Below are 15,576 nucleotides of genomic sequence, written 5' to 3' on the forward strand. Positions count from 1 at the left end.
AAAATATCGCCCTTCTGCCGGGATTTTTGCAAATCGGGTCGGATGGTTTCCCGCCGCTGCGATTGTTTATCTAACAGGTTGCGCAAGACGCGCCGCGCCTTTTTGCAAGCGCCCGCGTCCAAGCCCACTTGCGCAATCGAGCATTTTTTTCACACTTAGGGGCTTGTATGACTAACGCAGCAAACGTCGCAAAGGACCAGGCGTATGTAATTCCGTTCGAGCAGTTGCGGATGACCGATGTGGAGATCGTCGGCGGCAAGAATGCGTCGCTTGGCGAAATGATCAGCCAGCTTTCCGAAGCAGGCGTTCGCGTACCCACCGGTTTCGCCACGACCGCGCTCGCGTTCCGCGATTTCCTCAAGCACAACGACCTTACCGATCGCATCGCCAAGCGTCTCGAGTCGCTCGACATCGACGACGTGAAGGCGCTCGCCGAAGCCGGTGCCGAAATCCGCAAGTGGATCGTCGATGCGCCGATGCAGGCACGTCTCGAGCAGGAAATCCGCGCGCAGTTCGACATCCTGAAGAACGGCTCGCCGGCCGAGCTGTCGTTCGCCGTGCGTTCGTCCGCTACCGCGGAAGACCTGCCCGACGCATCGTTCGCCGGCCAGCAGGAGTCCTATCTGAACGTCGTCGGCATCGAAGACGTGCTCGACCGCATGAAGCACGTGTTCGCGTCGCTGTATAACGACCGCGCGATCTCGTACCGCGTGCACAAGGGCTTCACGCACGCGGAAGTCGCGCTGTCGGCCGGCGTGCAGCGCATGGTTCGCTCGGACGTCGGCGCTGCCGGCGTGATGTTCACGATCGACACCGAATCGGGCTTCAAGGACGCCGTGTTCATCACGTCGAGCTACGGCCTGGGTGAAACCGTCGTGCAGGGCGCCGTGAACCCGGACGAGTTCTATGTGTTCAAGACGACGCTCGCCCAGGACAAGTACCCGATCATCCGCCGCTCGATCGGCTCGAAGCTGATCAAGATGGAATTCACGCAGCCGGGCGAGCCGGGCCGCGTGAAGACGGTCGACGTGCCGCACGAGCAGCGCAACCGCTACTCGATCACCGACGAAGACGTGATCGAGCTGGCGAAGTACGCGGTCATCATCGAGAAGCACTACCAGCGTCCGATGGACATCGAGTGGGGCAAGGACGGCCGCGACGGCAAGATCTTCATCCTGCAGGCACGCCCGGAAACCGTGAAGAGCCAGGCGACCGGCAAGGCCGAGCAGCGCTTCAAGCTGAAGGGCCAGTCGCAGGTGCTCGCGACGGGTCGTGCGATCGGCCAGAAGATCGGTGCGGGCCCCGTGCGCGTGATCCAGGATCCGTCGGAAATGGAACGCGTGCAGCCGGGCGACGTGCTGGTGGCCGACATGACCGACCCGAACTGGGAGCCGGTGATGAAGCGTGCAGCCGCGATCGTCACGAACCGTGGCGGCCGGACCTGCCACGCGGCGATCATCGCGCGTGAACTCGGCGTGCCGGCAGTCGTCGGCTGCGGCGATGCAACCGACATCCTGAAGGACGGCGCACTCGTTACCGTGTCGTGCGCGGAAGGCGACGAAGGCAAGATCTACGACGGCCTGCTCGAGACGGAAGTCACGGAAGTGCAGCGCGGCGAACTGCCGGAAATTCCGGTCAAGATCATGATGAACGTCGGCAACCCGCAGCTCGCGTTCGACTTCTCGCAACTGCCGAACGGCGGCGTGGGTCTCGCGCGTCTCGAGTTCATCATCAACAACAACATCGGCGTGCACCCGAAGGCGATCCTCGAGTACCCGAACATCGACCAGGATCTGAAGAAGGCCGTCGAGAGCGTCGCGCGCGGTCACGCGTCGCCGCGTCAGTTCTATGTCGACAAGCTGACGGAAGGTGTCGCGACGATCGCGGCGGCGTTCTATCCGAAGCCCGTGATCGTTCGTCTGTCCGACTTCAAGTCGAACGAGTACAAGAAGCTGATCGGCGGTTCGCGTTACGAGCCGGACGAGGAAAACCCGATGCTGGGTTTCCGCGGCGCGTCGCGTTACATCGCTGAAGACTTCGCGCAGGCGTTCGAGATGGAGTGCCGTGCACTGAAGCGCGTGCGCGACGAAATGGGCCTGACCAACGTCGAGATCATGGTGCCGTTCGTGCGTACCGTGAAGCAGGCGGAGCGCGTCGTCGGCCTGCTCGAGAAGTTCGGCCTGAAACGCGGTGAAAACGGCCTGCGCCTCGTGATGATGTGCGAAGTCCCGACCAACGCGATCCTCGCCGAAGAGTTCCTGGAGCACTTCGACGGTTTCTCGATCGGCTCGAACGACCTCACGCAGCTGACGCTCGGCCTCGACCGCGACTCGGGCATGGAACTGCTGGCTGTCGACTTCGACGAACGTGACCCGGCCGTCAAGTTCCTGCTGAAGCGCGCGATCGATACCTGCCGCAGGATGGGCAAGTACGTCGGCATCTGCGGCCAGGGCCCGTCCGATCACCCGGACTTCGCGCAATGGCTGACGGACGAAGGCATCGAATCGATCTCGCTGAACCCCGACACGATCATCGATACGTGGCAGGCGCTCGCCAACCGGAAGTAACGGTCGGTAACGCACCTCCGGCGGAAGCACGGTCGCACTGTGCTTCCGTTGAAGGCAAAATGCAAGGTTCGTGTTATAAACACCCCGGTAGGCACCGGGGTGTTTTTGTTTGTCGGTACGCGCCGGGCCGCCCCAAGCGTACCGACCGCCCCCTCGGAGGCAACGGGCATGTTGCTCCGGAGTTGCGCGCCAACGCGTACTCTGGTTCCATGCAGCGCAAGTGAGCGCGGGGGATGTTTTTCTGGAGACCACAATGATGTCGGGGCATCTGTTCTGGTGGGGCGCGGTGGGCGTGCTGGTCGTGGCCGAGTTGCTGACGGGCACGTTCTACCTGCTGATGATCGCGCTCGGCTTTCTCGCGGGCGGGCTGCTGCAACTGGCCGGTTTCGCGCCGCACGTGCAGTTCGGCGCGGCGGCGGTGGTCGCGATCGTCGCGATGATCGCGTTGCGGCGTTCGGGGCTCGGCCGCAAGCAGAAGCGCGACACGTCGACCAATCCCGACGTCAATCTCGATATCGGCGCGACCGTCACGGTCGACGCGTGGCGTGACGGCCGCGCGCGCGTGCAGTATCGCGGCGCCGACTGGGACGTCGAGCTCGCGAACGGCGAGCGCGACGATGCGCGCGTATATCAGGTGAGTGCCGTGCGCGGCAATTGTCTCGTGGTCGTGGCGAAACCCGCGGGCTGATCGTCCGCCGATACAACAAGGAGGGAATACTTCATGGATTCGCTGATCATCTGGGTTGTCCTGCTCGTCATCGCGATCGTGATCGTGTCGAAGACGGTGAAGATCGTGCCGCAGCAGCATGCGTGGGTGCTCGAGCGCTTCGGGCGCTATCACGCGACGCTGTCGCCCGGTCTCAATATCGTGCTGCCGTTCGTCGATCGCATCGCATACCGGCATGTGCTGAAGGAGATTCCGCTCGACGTGCCGAGCCAGGTCTGCATCACGCGCGACAACACGCAGTTGCAGGTGGACGGCGTGCTGTATTTCCAGGTGATGGATCCGATGAAGGCGTCGTACGGGTCGAGCAACTTCGTGCTCGCGATCACGCAACTGTCGCAGACGATGCTGCGTTCGGTGATCGGCAAGCTCGAGCTCGACAAAACCTTCGAGGAGCGCGACTTCATCAACCACAGCATCGTGTCGGCGCTCGACGACGCTGCCGCGAACTGGGGCGTGAAAGTATTGCGCTACGAGATCAAGGACCTGACGCCGCCGAAGGAAATCCTGCACGCGATGCAGGCGCAGATCACCGCGGAGCGTGAAAAGCGCGCGCTGATCGCCGCATCCGAAGGCCGCAAGCAGGAGCAGATCAACCTCGCGTCGGGGGCGCGCGAAGCGGCGATCCAGAAATCCGAAGGTGAGCGGCAGGCCGCGATCAACCAGGCGCAGGGCGAGGCCGCTGCAATTCTGGCGGTGGCCGAGGCGAACGCGCAGGCGATCCAGAAGATCGCGAACGCGATGCAATCGCAGGGCGGGATGGACGCGGTGAACCTGAAGGTTGCCGAGCAGTATGTCAGCGCGTTCTCGAATCTCGCGAAGCAGGGCAACACGCTGATCGTGCCGTCGAACCTGTCGGATCTCGGCTCCGCGATCTCGTCGGCGCTGACGATCGTCAAGAGCGCGTCGACGCCCGCCAAGGGTTGAGTCGGGCGTGTCCGGTGCGAAGGTGGCCGCCGCGGGCGAACGGGCATGCGGCGAATCGTCGCGCTGCCGCGCTGATGCGGGTGAAGCTTGCGGGGTGCCGCCGGCGCGTATTGTCTACTGAAGTTTGCTGAAACGAGCCGCGCGGCGTGGGCAACCCCGCCGGCAGGCTCTGCCGGTCGGCCGGTATCCACCGATTTCTGCAGCCCAAAGCAACACGGCCCGCTTCGAGCGGGCCGTGTCGTTTGCGAGGCGCGTCGCGCGCGTCAGGTGCCGGCGCGCATGATGCGTGCCTTTTCGCGTTCCCAGTCGCGTTTCTTCTCGGTTTCGCGCTTGTCGTGCAGCTTCTTGCCCTTCGCGAGCGCGATGTCGCACTTCACGCGACCGCCCTTGTAGTGGAAGTTCAGCGGCACGAGCGTGTAGCCACGCTGCTCGACCTTGCCGATCAGTTTCTTGATTTCCTCGCGGTGCAGCAGCAGCTTGCGCGTGCGAACCGGGTCGGGCGTGATGTGCGTCGAAGCTTCGGGCAGCGGGCTGATATGGGTGCCGATCAGGAAGATCTCGGCGTGCTTGATCACGACGTAACCTTCCCGGATCTGGCCGCGCCCGGCGCGCAGCGCCTTGACTTCCCAGCCCTCGAGCACGAGCCCCGCCTCGTAGCGTTCCTCGATGTGATAATCGAAGTGCGCTTTCCTGTTGTCGATGATGCTCATGAAAGGATCGGGCCAACTCGTTTAAAATCACGATTTTAGCAAAGCAGGGCGAGAATCGCCCGGCTTGCGTTCTCACCTTAAGCGATGCCGCGCGATTTATGGCAGATGTCCAGAAAACCGTATTGATCCGTCATTCGGCGGAACAGATGTTCGACCTCGTCACCGACGTGGCCGACTACCCCAATTTCCTGCCCTGGTGTGGCGGCGTCGAGATTCGCCGTCAGGACGAGAGCGGGATGGAAGCGCGCATCGACATCAACTTCAAGGGCATCAAGCAGCATTTCGCGACGCGCAACACGCAGCAGCGCCCGGCGCGGATCGACATGGAGTTCACGGACGGCCCGTTCAAGAAGTTCACGGGCGCGTGGCGCTTCACGGCACTGCGGGCCGATGCGTGCAAGATCGAATTCGCGCTGCACTACGAGTTTTCGAGCATCCTGCTCGAAAAGATCATCGGGCCCGTGTTCAGCCACATCGCGAACACGTTTGTCGATTCGTTCGTGAAGCGCGCCGACCAGCGCTACGGGAAGGGGTGACGCGATGCTGTCGATCGAAGTCTGCTATGCGCTGCCGGATCGCCAGACGCTGATTCCGCTGTCGCTGCCCGAAGGGGCGACCGTTCGTTCGGCGATCGACGCGAGCGGCGTGCTCGCGCTGCACCCGGAAATCGATCTCGCGAACGCGAAGACGGGCGTGTACGGCAAGCTTGCGCCGCTCGATGCGCCGCTTGCCGACCACGACCGCGTCGAAATCTACCGCCCGTTGATCGTCGATCCGAAGCTCGCGCGCCAGCGGCGCGTCGACAAGTCGCGCCGCGACGGCTCAATCGAGGGGCGCAAGTGGATGCACAAGGACGCCCGCTGACGCGGGTCGATCCGCGGGCTTTCGTCCTGATTCGTCTGATCAAACGCCGCGGTGCTCAGTGGGCCGCGGCGTTCGCGTTTGCCGGCGCGCTTCCCGACGTATCGCCGTGCTGCCGCACCGATCCGTAGACACCCGCGAGCAGTAGCACCAGCGCGGCGATCTCGAGTGCATGCGGCATCCGCCGGTCGTACACGAACGCGTATAGCATCGCGAACACGGTTTCGAACACGATCAGCTGGCCCGACAGCGTGAGCGGCAGCCGCTTCGACGCGGCATTCCACAGCCCGTTGCCGAGCCACGACGCGCCGATCGCGAGCACGAGGTTCAGCAGCCAGAACAGCTGCCAGCGCGATGCCGGGACAGCCGCCTGCACCGTACCCGCGGGCAGCGCGAGGATCGCGATCCAGCAAAGCCCGCCGATCAGGCCCGTCACGACGCCCCACAGCACCGACCACTCGTTGCCGCCGAAATGATGATGGCGCTGCAGATAGCGCGCGTTCGCCACCGCATACCAGGTCCAGCTTGCGAGCGCGCCCGCCGCGCAGGCGATGCCCGCGAGCTTCTGCCCGAGCGTCGTCGCGTGCGCTGCCTCGGACGTGAACAGGTCGATGTTGATGCAGACGATGCCCGCGATCACCAGCGCGAGCGGGGCCGCGAGCCGCCGCAGCGGCACGGCGCCCTGGTCGCCGAGGCCCGCGAGCGTGACGGTCACGGGCAGCACGCCGACGATCAGCGAGCTGGGCGCGATGCCGATCAGGTGCACGGCGCCGGACAACAGCATGTAGTACGCGACGTTGCCGATGACGGCGAGCCTCACCAGCGCGACGAGATCTTCGCGGGTCAGCCGCGCGAGCAGCGAGCGGGCGGCCGGCAGCGCGGCCGCGAGCGACACGAGGCCGTACATCGCGTAGCGGCCGGTGCTCAGCAGCAGCGGCGAGAAGTCGGTCAGCAGCCGCGGAACGAGAAACACCATGCCCCACAGGGCACCTGCCAGAACACCATAAACCACGCCGCGCTGCATCGACCGCTCCGAACAAATGACTGATGTGCGCGCATCTTAGTGACGCCGTCGCGGCGGCGTCTTGTTCATTCCTGCACTCGGCGCAGGGCGGGGCCGTGATGTGCTGCGCCCTGCGCCGAATGCAGGTGGCGGATCATTCGTCAGCCGGATCGGGCGTAGCCCCCGCGCTGCTGCCCGGTGCCCGCGCGGGCCGACGCACGGTGCGCAGCTTGCCGCTGTTGCCCCCGCCGCAATAGAAGCGGTCGTGGCCGTCGGATTCGAGCCCCGATACGCCGACGCCGGCCGGCATGTCGATCTGCTCGAGCACCTGGCCCGTGTGCGGATCGATGTGCCGCAGGTCGGACTGTTCGGCTTCCCAGGTGCCGTGCCACAGCTCGCCGTCGACCCAGGTCACGCCGGTGACGAAGCGGTTCGATTCGATCGTGCGCAGCACGGTGCCCGATTGCGGATCCACCTGATGAATCTTGCGTTCGCGGTACTGGCCAACCCACAGCGTGCCTTCGGCCCATGCCAGCCCCGAATCGCCGCCACCGCCGGGGGCGGGGATCGTCCCGAGCACGCGGCCCGATTCGGGATCGATCTTCTCGATGCGATCCTCGACGATCTGGTACAGGTGGCGGCCGTCGAACGCCGTGCCCGCATGCGCGGCGACGTCGATCGAGCGCACGGTCGTGCCGCGTTCCGGGTCGAGCGCATTCAGCTTGTCGCCGGACGCGTACCACACGTATTGTCCGTCGAACGTGACGCCGTGTACGCCGTCGACGCCCGGAAACGGGCCGTATTCGCGAAGGATGTCTGCACTGGAGCGTTTCATGTTCGTCACCTCGTCGTTCGGTGAAGCCATGCTAATCGCCCGGCAGCGGGGCCGGGAGTAACAAGGTCGTCGCGAAACCGGGCAGCGGCGGCGTCATCCAGCGGCGCGCTCGGCCGCGGCCGAGCGCCTGGACCTTGTCCGCTTCGGCGAGCGCGTCGAGCGCGCGCTGCACGGTGCGCTGGCTCGCGCCGAGGGCCAGCGCCAGCGCGGAGCTCGACCATGCTTCGCCATCGGCGAGGAGCGCGAGCACGGCCGCGTGGCGATCGTCGACCGGGCGCGCCAGGACGACGGTCTCGCGTACGCCGAGCGGTTCGAGCGCAAAGCCGCGGGGTGTTGCGATGACGTTCGCGAGCGGCCGCAGCACCGCGCGCAGCCGGCCGATCTCGACGCGCAGGCGTGCGCGATGCGATTCGTCCGCGTGTTTCGCGCGGAACGCGGCAGCAACGAGCGCGTTTCGCGACACGTCGGCCGGCCATGCCTCGCCGAGCGCGCGGGCGAGCACGAACAGCACGGGCCGCCGCGCGAGCGACACGGTCGTGCGTGCGTCGCGCACCGTATGGCGGCACGCATCGACGACGAGCGCGTTCGATGCGAACAGCGTCTCGACTTCGTCGAGCGGCACGAGCCGCGATAAGCCGCGCGCGATGAGGCGCGCGGCCGGCGCGTCGAGCACGCGCGCCGCGGTGTCGACCTCGGCCGTCAGCGCGGCAATGCCGGCGTCGCGAGCCGCCGTGCGCGCACGGGCGAGCGCCGCGCGGGCGGCTTGCGTGCGGATACGGCGCATCGCGATGCCGGCCGCGATCAGCTCATGGGCGGCGCGCGATGCAGCCGGCAGCGGCGCGGGATCGAGAGTCGCGAGCATCCGTTCGGCATCGTCGAGCTGGCCGATCAGCAGCAGCCGGCGCACGCCGAGATAGCGTGCATGCGCGGCGTTCGCGCGGTCGCCGTGCGCGTCGAGCGTCGCGCAGGCGGCATCGAGCGCGCGCGTCGGCCAGCGCAGGTCGCGCGACGCGAGCGCGATCTCCGCTTCCGCGACGACGCAGCGTGCACGCGCCACGGCCTCCCTGGCGCCGAACGCGCGAGCGGCGCCGCGCACCAGTGTGCGCGCGCGCTCGAAATCGCCGAGCTGCGCCATCGCGATTCCGCGCAGCGCGAGCGCCGGCGCATCGTCGCGCAGCGCGACGCGGTTCAGCGCGCCGAGCGCGTCACCGGCCGCGAGCGCGCGCGCGGCCGCCGTGATCAGCGAATCCATCCGAATCCCGACACACTTGTCACTCCCTCCGGCCCGATGCCCGCCACTAATCTAGCACCACGCACACGGCACCGGACGCCGTGCCCGGATATCCATCGGAAGGAGGAACCCGCAATGACGACCCATCTCACCGGAACGCGCGACCAATGGCTGGCCGAGCGCCGCGCGCTGCTCGACGCGGAAAAGGCGCTGACGCGGCAAAGCGACGAACTCGCGCGGCGGCGCCAGGCATTGCCCTGGGTGCGCGTCGACAAGACCTACCGGTTCGACACCGAAGACGGGCAGGCAACGCTCGACGACCTGTTTCGCGGCCGTTCGCAGCTGCTCGTCTATCACTTCATGTTCGGCCCCGACTACAAGGCCGGCTGCCCGTCGTGCTCGGCGCTCGCCGACGGGTTCGACGGCTTCGCCGTACACCTGGCGAACCACGACGTGACGCTCGGCGCCGTGTCGCGCGCGCCGCTCGCGAAGCTGCTCGCTTACCGGCAGCGGATGGGGTGGCGCTTCCCGTGGGCGTCGTCGGTCGGCAGCGATTTCAATTTCGACTTCAACGTGTCGTTCACCGAAACGCAGCAGCGCATGGGCGACGTCGAGTACAACTACGCGCGGGTGGGCCACGCGATGGACATGGATCCGCCGCCGGCACCCGTCGTGCAGTTCGCGGCGACGTGCGGTACCGACGCGGTCACGTATTCGCTCGACCGGCCGGGCATGAGCGCGTTCGTGCGCGAGGACGGCGCCGTCTATCACACGTACTCGACCTATGCGCGCGGGCTCGACGGGCTGTGGGGGATGTACCAGTGGCTCGATCGCGCGCCGCGCGGGCGCAACGAGACCGGCCCTTGGTGGCGCCGTCATGACGAGTACGCGCGCGGCTGAGCGTGTCGGCGACGGGCGGGGACGGGCGATGATACGGCCTGCGACCGGCGATGCGAGGCCCGATCCGTGGGCCTTCGGGGTGGCGCTCGTCGCCGCGTTCGCCGTTGCCGCGATCGCGACCGTGGCGCAGCACGCGTCGATGGCCGCGATGGGCGGCGCGCCGGTGCCCGGCGGCTGGGTGACCTCGGTGGCATGGTCGCGGCCGTGCGGATGGCGTGCCGGCCGCGCGTTCGCGGCGTTCGCCGGCATGTGGGGCCCGATGACGGTGACGATGATGCTGCCTGTTCTGGCGCCGGTGCTCTGGCGATACCGTCAGCGTGTCGGTCCGCAAGCGGCGGTGCGTTCGGCCCGACTCGTCGTCGTCGCGGGTGTCGGGTATTTCGCGGTGTGGATGGCGCTTGGAGCGCTCGTGTATCCGGCTGGCATCGCACTGACGAGCGCCGCAGCACGGCTGCCGGCGCTCGCCCGCGCGATGCCGTTCGTAGCCGGCGCGGTCGTATTGGCTGCAGGCATCCTGCAATTCTCCGGATGGAAGGCGCGCCGGCTGGCGTGCTGCCGGCACGCGGCGACCTGCGCGCACCAGCCGCGCGGGGAGGCCAGTGCAGCATGGCGGCACGGCATGCGAGCCGCCGTGCGATGCGGGGCATGTTGCGGGAACCTGATGGCCGTCGCGCTGGCCGCGGGCATGATGGATCTGCGTGTGATGGCGGCCGTGACGGTGGCGATCGCCGCCGAGCGCCTTGCACCGGCCGGCGGACCTGTTGCGCGGATCGTCGGCTGCGTCGCGGTCGGAGGCGGCATCGCGATGATCGTCCGCGCGGCCGGGCTGCTGTAACGCGGGGAGGGCGGGCCCGTTCGGCACGTTGCCGGGCCGCGCTTCGCCGTCGCCGCTACCGCCGCGTGGCCGGTCCGTAACGGGCGGATGGGCCGTTTCGCGGCCGGTTGCGCGAATGGCGCGATGCGGCGGTGAAACGAAAGGCGATCGAAAACGAACCGAACGGCGAACCGAACGATTCGGCCCCCGAACGGAGGAAAGCGGCTAAGCCGTTGTTCGTGTTGTGAAAATTCGCAGCGCTTCGCGTATAATTCGCTTTTGCGCCCATAGGATTTGCCATGCGTCTGATCCAAAAAGCACTCACTTTCGATGACGTGCTCCTCGTTCCCGCCTTCTCCGACGTTCTCCCGCGCGACACCAGCCTCAAGACCAAGCTGACCCGCAACATCTCCCTGAACATGCCGCTCGTGTCCGCCGCCATGGACACGGTCACCGAAGGTCGCCTCGCGATCGCGATGGCACAGCAGGGTGGCGTCGGTATCGTCCACAAGAACCTGACGCCGGCCGAACAGGCCCGCGAGGTCGCGAAGGTCAAGCGTTTCGAATCGGGCGTCGTCCGCGATCCGATCACGGTGCCGCCGCAAATGAAGGTGCGCGACGTGATCGCGCTGTCGCGCCAGCATGGCATCTCGGGTTTCCCGGTCGTCGAAGGCCCGCAGCTCGTCGGTATCGTCACGAACCGCGACCTGCGTTTCGAAACCCGCCTCGATGAGCCGGTCAAGTCGATCATGACGCCGCGCGAGCGCCTCGTCACGGTCAAGGAAGGCACGCCGCTCGCCGAAGCGAAGGCGCTGATGCACAGCCACCGCCTCGAGCGTGTGCTGGTCGTCAACGACGCGTTCGAACTGCGCGGCCTGATGACCGTCAAGGACATCACGAAGCAGACCGAGCACCCGGACGCGTGCAAGGACGAACACGGCAAGCTGCGCGCAGGCGCGGCGGTCGGCGTCGGCCCCGACAACGAAGAGCGCGTCGAGCTGCTGGTGCAGGCCGGCGTCGACGTGATCGTCGTCGATACCGCGCATGGCCACAGCAAGGGCGTGCTCGAGCGCGTTCGCTGGGTCAAGCAGAACTTCCCGCACGTCGAAGTGATCGGCGGCAACATCGCGACGGCCGCCGCCGCGAAGGCGCTCGTCGAATACGGCGCTGATGCCGTCAAGGTCGGTATCGGCCCGGGCTCGATCTGCACGACGCGGATCGTCGCCGGTGTCGGCGTGCCGCAGATCAGCGCGATCGCAAACGTCGCGGAAGCGCTGAAGGGCACGGGCGTGCCGTGCATCGCCGACGGCGGCGTGCGCTTCTCGGGCGACGTGTCGAAGGCCCTCGCGGCCGGCGCGAACGCGGTGATGATGGGCAGCATGTTCGCGGGCACCGAAGAGGCGCCGGGCGACGTGTTCCTGTACCAGGGCCGCCAGTACAAGTCGTATCGCGGCATGGGTTCGGTCGGTGCGATGAAGGACGGCGCGGCAGACCGCTACTTCCAGGACAACTCGGCGAACATCGACAAGCTCGTGCCGGAAGGCATCGAAGGCCGCGTCGCGTACAAGGGCTCGGTCAACGCGATCCTGTTCCAGCTGGTCGGCGGCGTGCGTGCGAGCATGGGCTACTGCGGCTGCAAGACGATCGACGAGCTGCACGACAAGGCCGAATTCGTCCAGATCACCGCGGCGGGCATGCGCGAGTCGCACGTGCACGACGTGCAGATCACGAAGGAAGCACCGAACTACCACGTGGACTGATCGCCGATGAAACCGCTGCTGCGAGCCGTGCTGATAATCGATGCCGTGCTGCTGCTGGCGTTCGGCGTGCTGTTTGTGCTGACGCCCTGGCAGTCGCTGTTCAACGCGCTGCAGCTTGCGAACGTCCAGCCGGCGATGCTCGGCCAGGCGTTCGGCATCGCGTTGCTCGGGCTCGCGTGGCTCGCGTTTCATGCAGCGTTCAACGGGGATCTCACGGCGCCGGTCGCGCGGTCGGTCGGCCACGTGTACTGGCTGACCGGCGCGCTGACGATCGTCTGGTCGGTCGGCACCGGCAGCGGTCCCGCGCTCGCAGCCGCCGGCAGGGTGTTGTCGGCCGTGGCCGGCGTCGCGCTGATCGTGCTCGGCCTCGGCGGCGTGCGGCTCGCATCGGCCGTGCGCCGGCGCGAAAAAGCGCAGGCGCTCGACGCGCGCGCACCCGCACCCGCGTCGGCGCAGCGTCCGGTCGAGCCGGCGATGGCGCCCGCGTCGCAGTCCGCACCGCAGCGTGTCGAACCCGTCGTCGGCCGTCCCGCGGCACCCGCCGCACGGTCGCCGGCCGCATCCGGCCAATCGTCGTCAGGCACCGTCGCACTCGACGAGCGCCCGCCGATGCAGGATTGACCGGCCATGCGTCGCGCGTGCCGCCTTCCGCCCGACGCCGCTGTCCATGCTATTGACGCAGCGCATGATGCACATGATGCGCTGCTTTTCTTATTCTCTTCATCCCGTCCGCAGCCATGCACGACAAAATCCTGATTCTCGACTTCGGTTCGCAAGTCACCCAACTGATTGCGCGACGCGTGCGCGAAGCGCACGTTTACTGCGAAATCCATCCGAACGATGTGTCCGACGACTTCGTCCGTGAGTTCGCGCCGAAGGCGGTGATCCTGTCGGGCAGCCACGCGAGCACGTACGAAGACCATCAACTGCGTGCGCCGCAGGCCGTATGGGATCTCGGCGTGCCGGTGCTCGGCATCTGCTACGGCATGCAGACGATGGCCGTGCAGCTTGGCGGCAAGGTCGAGTGGAGCGACCACCGCGAATTCGGTTATGCGGAAATGCGCGCGCACGGCCATACGCGCCTGCTCGACGGCATCGAGGATTTCAAGACGGACGAAGGCCACGGGATGCTGAAGGTCTGGATGAGCCACGGCGACAAGGTTGCCGAGCTGCCGCCGGGCTTCGCGCTGATGGCGTCGACGCCGAGCTGCCCGATCGCCGGCATGGCCGACGAGGCGCGCGGCTACTACGCGGTGCAGTTCCATCCGGAAGTCACGCATACGGTGAAGGGCCGCCAGATCATCGAACGCTTCGTGCTGCAGATCGCCGGCGCGAAGCCCGACTGGATCATGAGCAACCACATCGAGGAAGCCGTCGCGAAGATCCGCGAGCAGGTCGGTGACGAGGAAGTGATTCTCGGCCTGTCGGGCGGTGTCGATTCGAGCGTCGCGGCTGCGCTGATCCATCGCGCGATCGGCGACCAGCTCACCTGCGTGTTCGTCGACCACGGCCTGCTGCGCCTGAACGAAGGCAAGATGGTGCTCGACATGTTCGAGGGCCGCCTGCACGCGAAGGTCGTGCACGTCGACGCAGCCGAGCAGTTCCTCGGCCATTTGGCCGGCGTGACGGATCCGGAAGCGAAGCGCAAGATCATCGGCCGCGAATTCGTCGAGGTGTTCCAGGCCGAGGCGAAGAAGCTGTCGAAGGCGAAGTGGCTCGCGCAGGGCACGATCTATCCGGACGTGGTCGAGTCGGGCGGCACGAAGACGAAGAAGGCGACGACGATCAAGAGCCACCACAACGTCGGCGGGCTGCCGGAAACGCTCGGCCTGAAGCTGCTCGAGCCGCTGCGCGACCTGTTCAAGGACGAAGTGCGCGAGCTGGGCGTCGCGCTCGGCCTGCCGCCGGAGATGGTGTACCGCCATCCGTTCCCGGGCCCGGGCCTTGGCGTGCGGATTCTCGGCGAAGTGAAGCGCGAGTTCGCAGACCTGCTGCGCCGCGCGGACGCGATCTTCATCGAGGAGCTGCGCAACACGACCGCGACCGCGCAGGATGCGGCTGCGGGCCTGTGCGGCGAAGCCGATGTCGGCAAGAGCTGGTACGACCTGACGAGCCAGGCGTTTGCGGTGTTCCTGCCGGTCAAGTCGGTGGGCGTGATGGGCGATGGCCGCACGTACGACTACGTGACGTCGCTGCGCGCGGTGCAGACGACCGACTTCATGACCGCACACTGGGCGCACCTGCCGTACGCGCTGCTCGGCCGCGCGTCGAACCGGATCATCAACGAGGTGCGCGGGATCAACCGTGTGGTGTACGACATCTCGGGCAAGCCGCCGGCGACGATCGAGTGGGAATAAGCGTTTGTGCTGGATCAGCGTTTGATTTCGCTCTCGTCGTTGCGCATGGGTTGATGTCGCGATAGGGCGTGAGCGGATGGCTGGTTCAGCGTGTTCGCTGTTCCGGCGCCGACCGGGACAAGAAACGGCTTGGCGATTGCCAAGCCGTTTTTCGTTAACCCGTTGCTTGAGTCACGAAACGTTGTGCGGCATTCGTGACGCGGCAATCCGTCGCATGCCTGATCGCGGTCGCTTGCGTCCGTCGAGCGATTCTCACGCGTGCGAGGGCGCGAGCGAACGCAAGTACGTCGGCACTTTCGCCTTCGCCGTTGCCTGCACACGTGTCATGAGCGCGTGATCGATGCGATCCAGTCCGTACATCCGCGTAATGTCCTGCTGCAGCCGGCACCACAGATGGCCGGCCATCTCGGCATCGACCATCGCCCGGTGCGCGCGGCCCGATTTGGGCAACCGCAGCATATCCACCAGGCTCGACAGGCGATGACTCAGCGCGTCCGGGTAAATGCGGCGCGCGACGAGCATCGTGCAGGCAAAGGCATGCTCGGCCGACATGCCGAGAAGCCCGAGTTCTGCCTGCCAGAACCGTTTGTCGAAGCCGGCGTTGTGGGCCACGACCGCATGCTTGCCGACGAACGCAGCCGCTTCCCTCATGACTGTCGACGCCGGGGGAGCCGATGCGATCATCTCGTTCGTGATACCGGTCAGCGCGACGACATCGGACGGTATGCGTCTGCCGGCATTCATCAGGCTCTGGAAACGGTCGACGACTTGTCCGTCCCGAAGCAGGATGACGGCGATTTCGGTCGCACGGTCGCCCATATTCGGCGAAAGTCCGGTTGTTTCGAAGTCCAGTACCGCAACGGTTTGCATGGTCGAATCCTGTTGCT

General features: G+C 66.5%; 15 protein-coding genes. 10 read left to right on the forward strand and 5 right to left on the reverse strand.

Annotation, left to right across the window (positions count from 1 at the left end; translation table 11 throughout):
• Positions 1 to 167 precede the first annotated feature (167 nt).
• The 3 genes from ppsA (at position 168) to B7G54_RS12470 (ending at position 4,218) form a co-directional block, all read left to right on the forward strand.
• Entirely contained in the window at positions 168 to 2,567 is a 2,400-nt protein-coding gene (gene ppsA / locus B7G54_RS12455; RefSeq protein WP_085039365.1) for a phosphoenolpyruvate synthase, read from the forward strand.
• A 253-nt stretch (positions 2,568 to 2,820) separates the two neighbouring features.
• Positions 2,821 to 3,255 (forward strand): NfeD family protein, encoded by a 435-nt coding sequence (locus B7G54_RS12465; RefSeq protein ID WP_085039367.1) that lies wholly within the window; start codon positions 2,821 to 2,823, stop codon positions 3,253 to 3,255.
• A 33-nt stretch (positions 3,256 to 3,288) separates the two neighbouring features.
• Positions 3,289 to 4,218, forward strand: coding sequence for an SPFH domain-containing protein (locus B7G54_RS12470; RefSeq protein ID WP_085039368.1), 930 nt, complete (start codon positions 3,289 to 3,291; stop codon positions 4,216 to 4,218).
• Between the two features lie 263 nt (positions 4,219 to 4,481).
• On the opposite strand, the gene smpB is transcribed toward B7G54_RS12470, so the two are convergent.
• Positions 4,482 to 4,928 carry an SsrA-binding protein SmpB gene (gene smpB, locus B7G54_RS12475; protein WP_039342760.1) on the reverse strand — a complete coding sequence of 149 codons (447 nt, stop codon included), beginning with the start codon at positions 4,926 to 4,928 and terminating at the stop codon, positions 4,482 to 4,484.
• Positions 4,929 to 5,026: 98 nt separating this feature from the next.
• Between smpB and B7G54_RS12480 the strand changes: the two genes are divergently transcribed.
• Both B7G54_RS12480 and B7G54_RS12485 read left to right on the forward strand, forming a co-directional pair.
• Positions 5,027 to 5,464 (forward strand): type II toxin-antitoxin system RatA family toxin, encoded by a 438-nt coding sequence (locus tag B7G54_RS12480; protein WP_085039369.1) that lies wholly within the window; start codon positions 5,027 to 5,029, stop codon positions 5,462 to 5,464.
• A 4-nt stretch (positions 5,465 to 5,468) separates the two neighbouring features.
• Positions 5,469 to 5,792, forward strand: a complete 324-nt coding sequence (locus B7G54_RS12485) for an RnfH family protein (protein WP_039342764.1) — start codon at positions 5,469 to 5,471, stop codon at positions 5,790 to 5,792.
• Positions 5,793 to 5,847: 55 nt separating this feature from the next.
• On the opposite strand, the gene B7G54_RS12490 is transcribed toward B7G54_RS12485, so the two are convergent.
• The 3 genes from B7G54_RS12490 to B7G54_RS12500 all read right to left on the reverse strand — a co-directional run bounded on the left by B7G54_RS12490 (position 5,848) and on the right by B7G54_RS12500 (position 8,879).
• Positions 5,848 to 6,813 carry a DMT family transporter gene (locus B7G54_RS12490; protein WP_085039370.1) on the reverse strand — a complete coding sequence of 322 codons (966 nt, stop codon included), beginning with the start codon at positions 6,811 to 6,813 and terminating at the stop codon, positions 5,848 to 5,850.
• Between the two features lie 133 nt (positions 6,814 to 6,946).
• Complete coding sequence (locus B7G54_RS12495) at positions 6,947 to 7,627, reverse strand: Vgb family protein (protein WP_085039546.1); 681 nt, start codon at positions 7,625 to 7,627, stop codon at positions 6,947 to 6,949.
• Between the two features lie 31 nt (positions 7,628 to 7,658).
• Entirely contained in the window at positions 7,659 to 8,879 is a 1,221-nt protein-coding gene (locus tag B7G54_RS12500) for a helix-turn-helix domain-containing protein (protein WP_085039371.1), read from the reverse strand.
• A 114-nt stretch (positions 8,880 to 8,993) separates the two neighbouring features.
• Here B7G54_RS12500 and B7G54_RS12505 point away from each other — a divergent pair, with 114 nt between their 5' ends.
• The 5 genes from B7G54_RS12505 to guaA all read left to right on the forward strand — a co-directional run bounded on the left by B7G54_RS12505 (position 8,994) and on the right by guaA (position 14,689).
• Positions 8,994 to 9,758 (forward strand): DUF899 domain-containing protein, encoded by a 765-nt coding sequence (locus tag B7G54_RS12505; RefSeq protein WP_085039372.1) that lies wholly within the window; start codon positions 8,994 to 8,996, stop codon positions 9,756 to 9,758.
• A 28-nt stretch (positions 9,759 to 9,786) separates the two neighbouring features.
• A complete protein-coding gene (locus B7G54_RS12510) occupies positions 9,787 to 10,593 on the forward strand; it encodes a DUF2182 domain-containing protein (RefSeq protein WP_085039373.1) in 807 nt (268 codons plus the stop codon).
• Positions 10,594 to 10,871: 278 nt separating this feature from the next.
• Positions 10,872 to 12,332 (forward strand): IMP dehydrogenase, encoded by a 1,461-nt coding sequence (gene guaB / locus B7G54_RS12515; protein WP_011352433.1) that lies wholly within the window; start codon positions 10,872 to 10,874, stop codon positions 12,330 to 12,332.
• 6 nt (positions 12,333 to 12,338) lie between these two features.
• Positions 12,339 to 12,953, forward strand: a complete 615-nt coding sequence (locus B7G54_RS12520) for an Asp23/Gls24 family envelope stress response protein (RefSeq protein ID WP_085039374.1) — start codon at positions 12,339 to 12,341, stop codon at positions 12,951 to 12,953.
• Positions 12,954 to 13,069: 116 nt separating this feature from the next.
• Complete coding sequence (gene guaA, locus B7G54_RS12525) at positions 13,070 to 14,689, forward strand: glutamine-hydrolyzing GMP synthase (RefSeq protein WP_085039375.1); 1,620 nt, start codon at positions 13,070 to 13,072, stop codon at positions 14,687 to 14,689.
• Positions 14,690 to 14,941: 252 nt separating this feature from the next.
• On the opposite strand, the gene B7G54_RS12530 is transcribed toward guaA, so the two are convergent.
• A complete protein-coding gene (locus B7G54_RS12530; RefSeq protein WP_085039376.1) occupies positions 14,942 to 15,559 on the reverse strand; it encodes a 3'-5' exonuclease in 618 nt (205 codons plus the stop codon).
• Positions 15,560 to 15,576 lie beyond the last annotated feature (17 nt).

The organism is Burkholderia puraquae (genome assembly GCF_002099195.1).
Taxonomy (GTDB): domain Bacteria; phylum Pseudomonadota; class Gammaproteobacteria; order Burkholderiales; family Burkholderiaceae; genus Burkholderia; species Burkholderia puraquae.

What these genes read in the sequence shown, in the direction of transcription:
- B7G54_RS12480 (WP_085039369.1), top strand. Translation starts at nt 5,027, where the DNA reads ATGGCAGATGTCCAGAAAACCGTATTGATCCGTCATTCGGCGGAACAG.
- B7G54_RS12495 (WP_085039546.1), bottom strand. Translation starts at nt 7,627, where the DNA reads ATGAAACGCTCCAGTGCAGACATCCTTCGCGAATACGGCCCGTTTCCG.
- B7G54_RS12490 (WP_085039370.1), bottom strand. Translation starts at nt 6,813, where the DNA reads ATGCAGCGCGGCGTGGTTTATGGTGTTCTGGCAGGTGCCCTGTGGGGC.
- B7G54_RS12470 (WP_085039368.1), top strand. Translation starts at nt 3,289, where the DNA reads ATGGATTCGCTGATCATCTGGGTTGTCCTGCTCGTCATCGCGATCGTG.
- ppsA (WP_085039365.1), top strand. Translation starts at nt 168, where the DNA reads ATGACTAACGCAGCAAACGTCGCAAAGGACCAGGCGTATGTAATTCCG.
- B7G54_RS12500 (WP_085039371.1), bottom strand. Translation starts at nt 8,879, where the DNA reads ATGGATTCGCTGATCACGGCGGCCGCGCGCGCGCTCGCGGCCGGTGAC.
- smpB (WP_039342760.1), bottom strand. Translation starts at nt 4,928, where the DNA reads ATGAGCATCATCGACAACAGGAAAGCGCACTTCGATTATCACATCGAG.
- B7G54_RS12505 (WP_085039372.1), top strand. Translation starts at nt 8,994, where the DNA reads ATGACGACCCATCTCACCGGAACGCGCGACCAATGGCTGGCCGAGCGC.
- B7G54_RS12510 (WP_085039373.1), top strand. Translation starts at nt 9,787, where the DNA reads ATGATACGGCCTGCGACCGGCGATGCGAGGCCCGATCCGTGGGCCTTC.
- B7G54_RS12485 (WP_039342764.1), top strand. Translation starts at nt 5,469, where the DNA reads ATGCTGTCGATCGAAGTCTGCTATGCGCTGCCGGATCGCCAGACGCTG.
- guaA (WP_085039375.1), top strand. Translation starts at nt 13,070, where the DNA reads ATGCACGACAAAATCCTGATTCTCGACTTCGGTTCGCAAGTCACCCAA.
- B7G54_RS12465 (WP_085039367.1), top strand. Translation starts at nt 2,821, where the DNA reads ATGATGTCGGGGCATCTGTTCTGGTGGGGCGCGGTGGGCGTGCTGGTC.
- B7G54_RS12530 (WP_085039376.1), bottom strand. Translation starts at nt 15,559, where the DNA reads ATGCAAACCGTTGCGGTACTGGACTTCGAAACAACCGGACTTTCGCCG.
- B7G54_RS12520 (WP_085039374.1), top strand. Translation starts at nt 12,339, where the DNA reads ATGAAACCGCTGCTGCGAGCCGTGCTGATAATCGATGCCGTGCTGCTG.
- guaB (WP_011352433.1), top strand. Translation starts at nt 10,872, where the DNA reads ATGCGTCTGATCCAAAAAGCACTCACTTTCGATGACGTGCTCCTCGTT.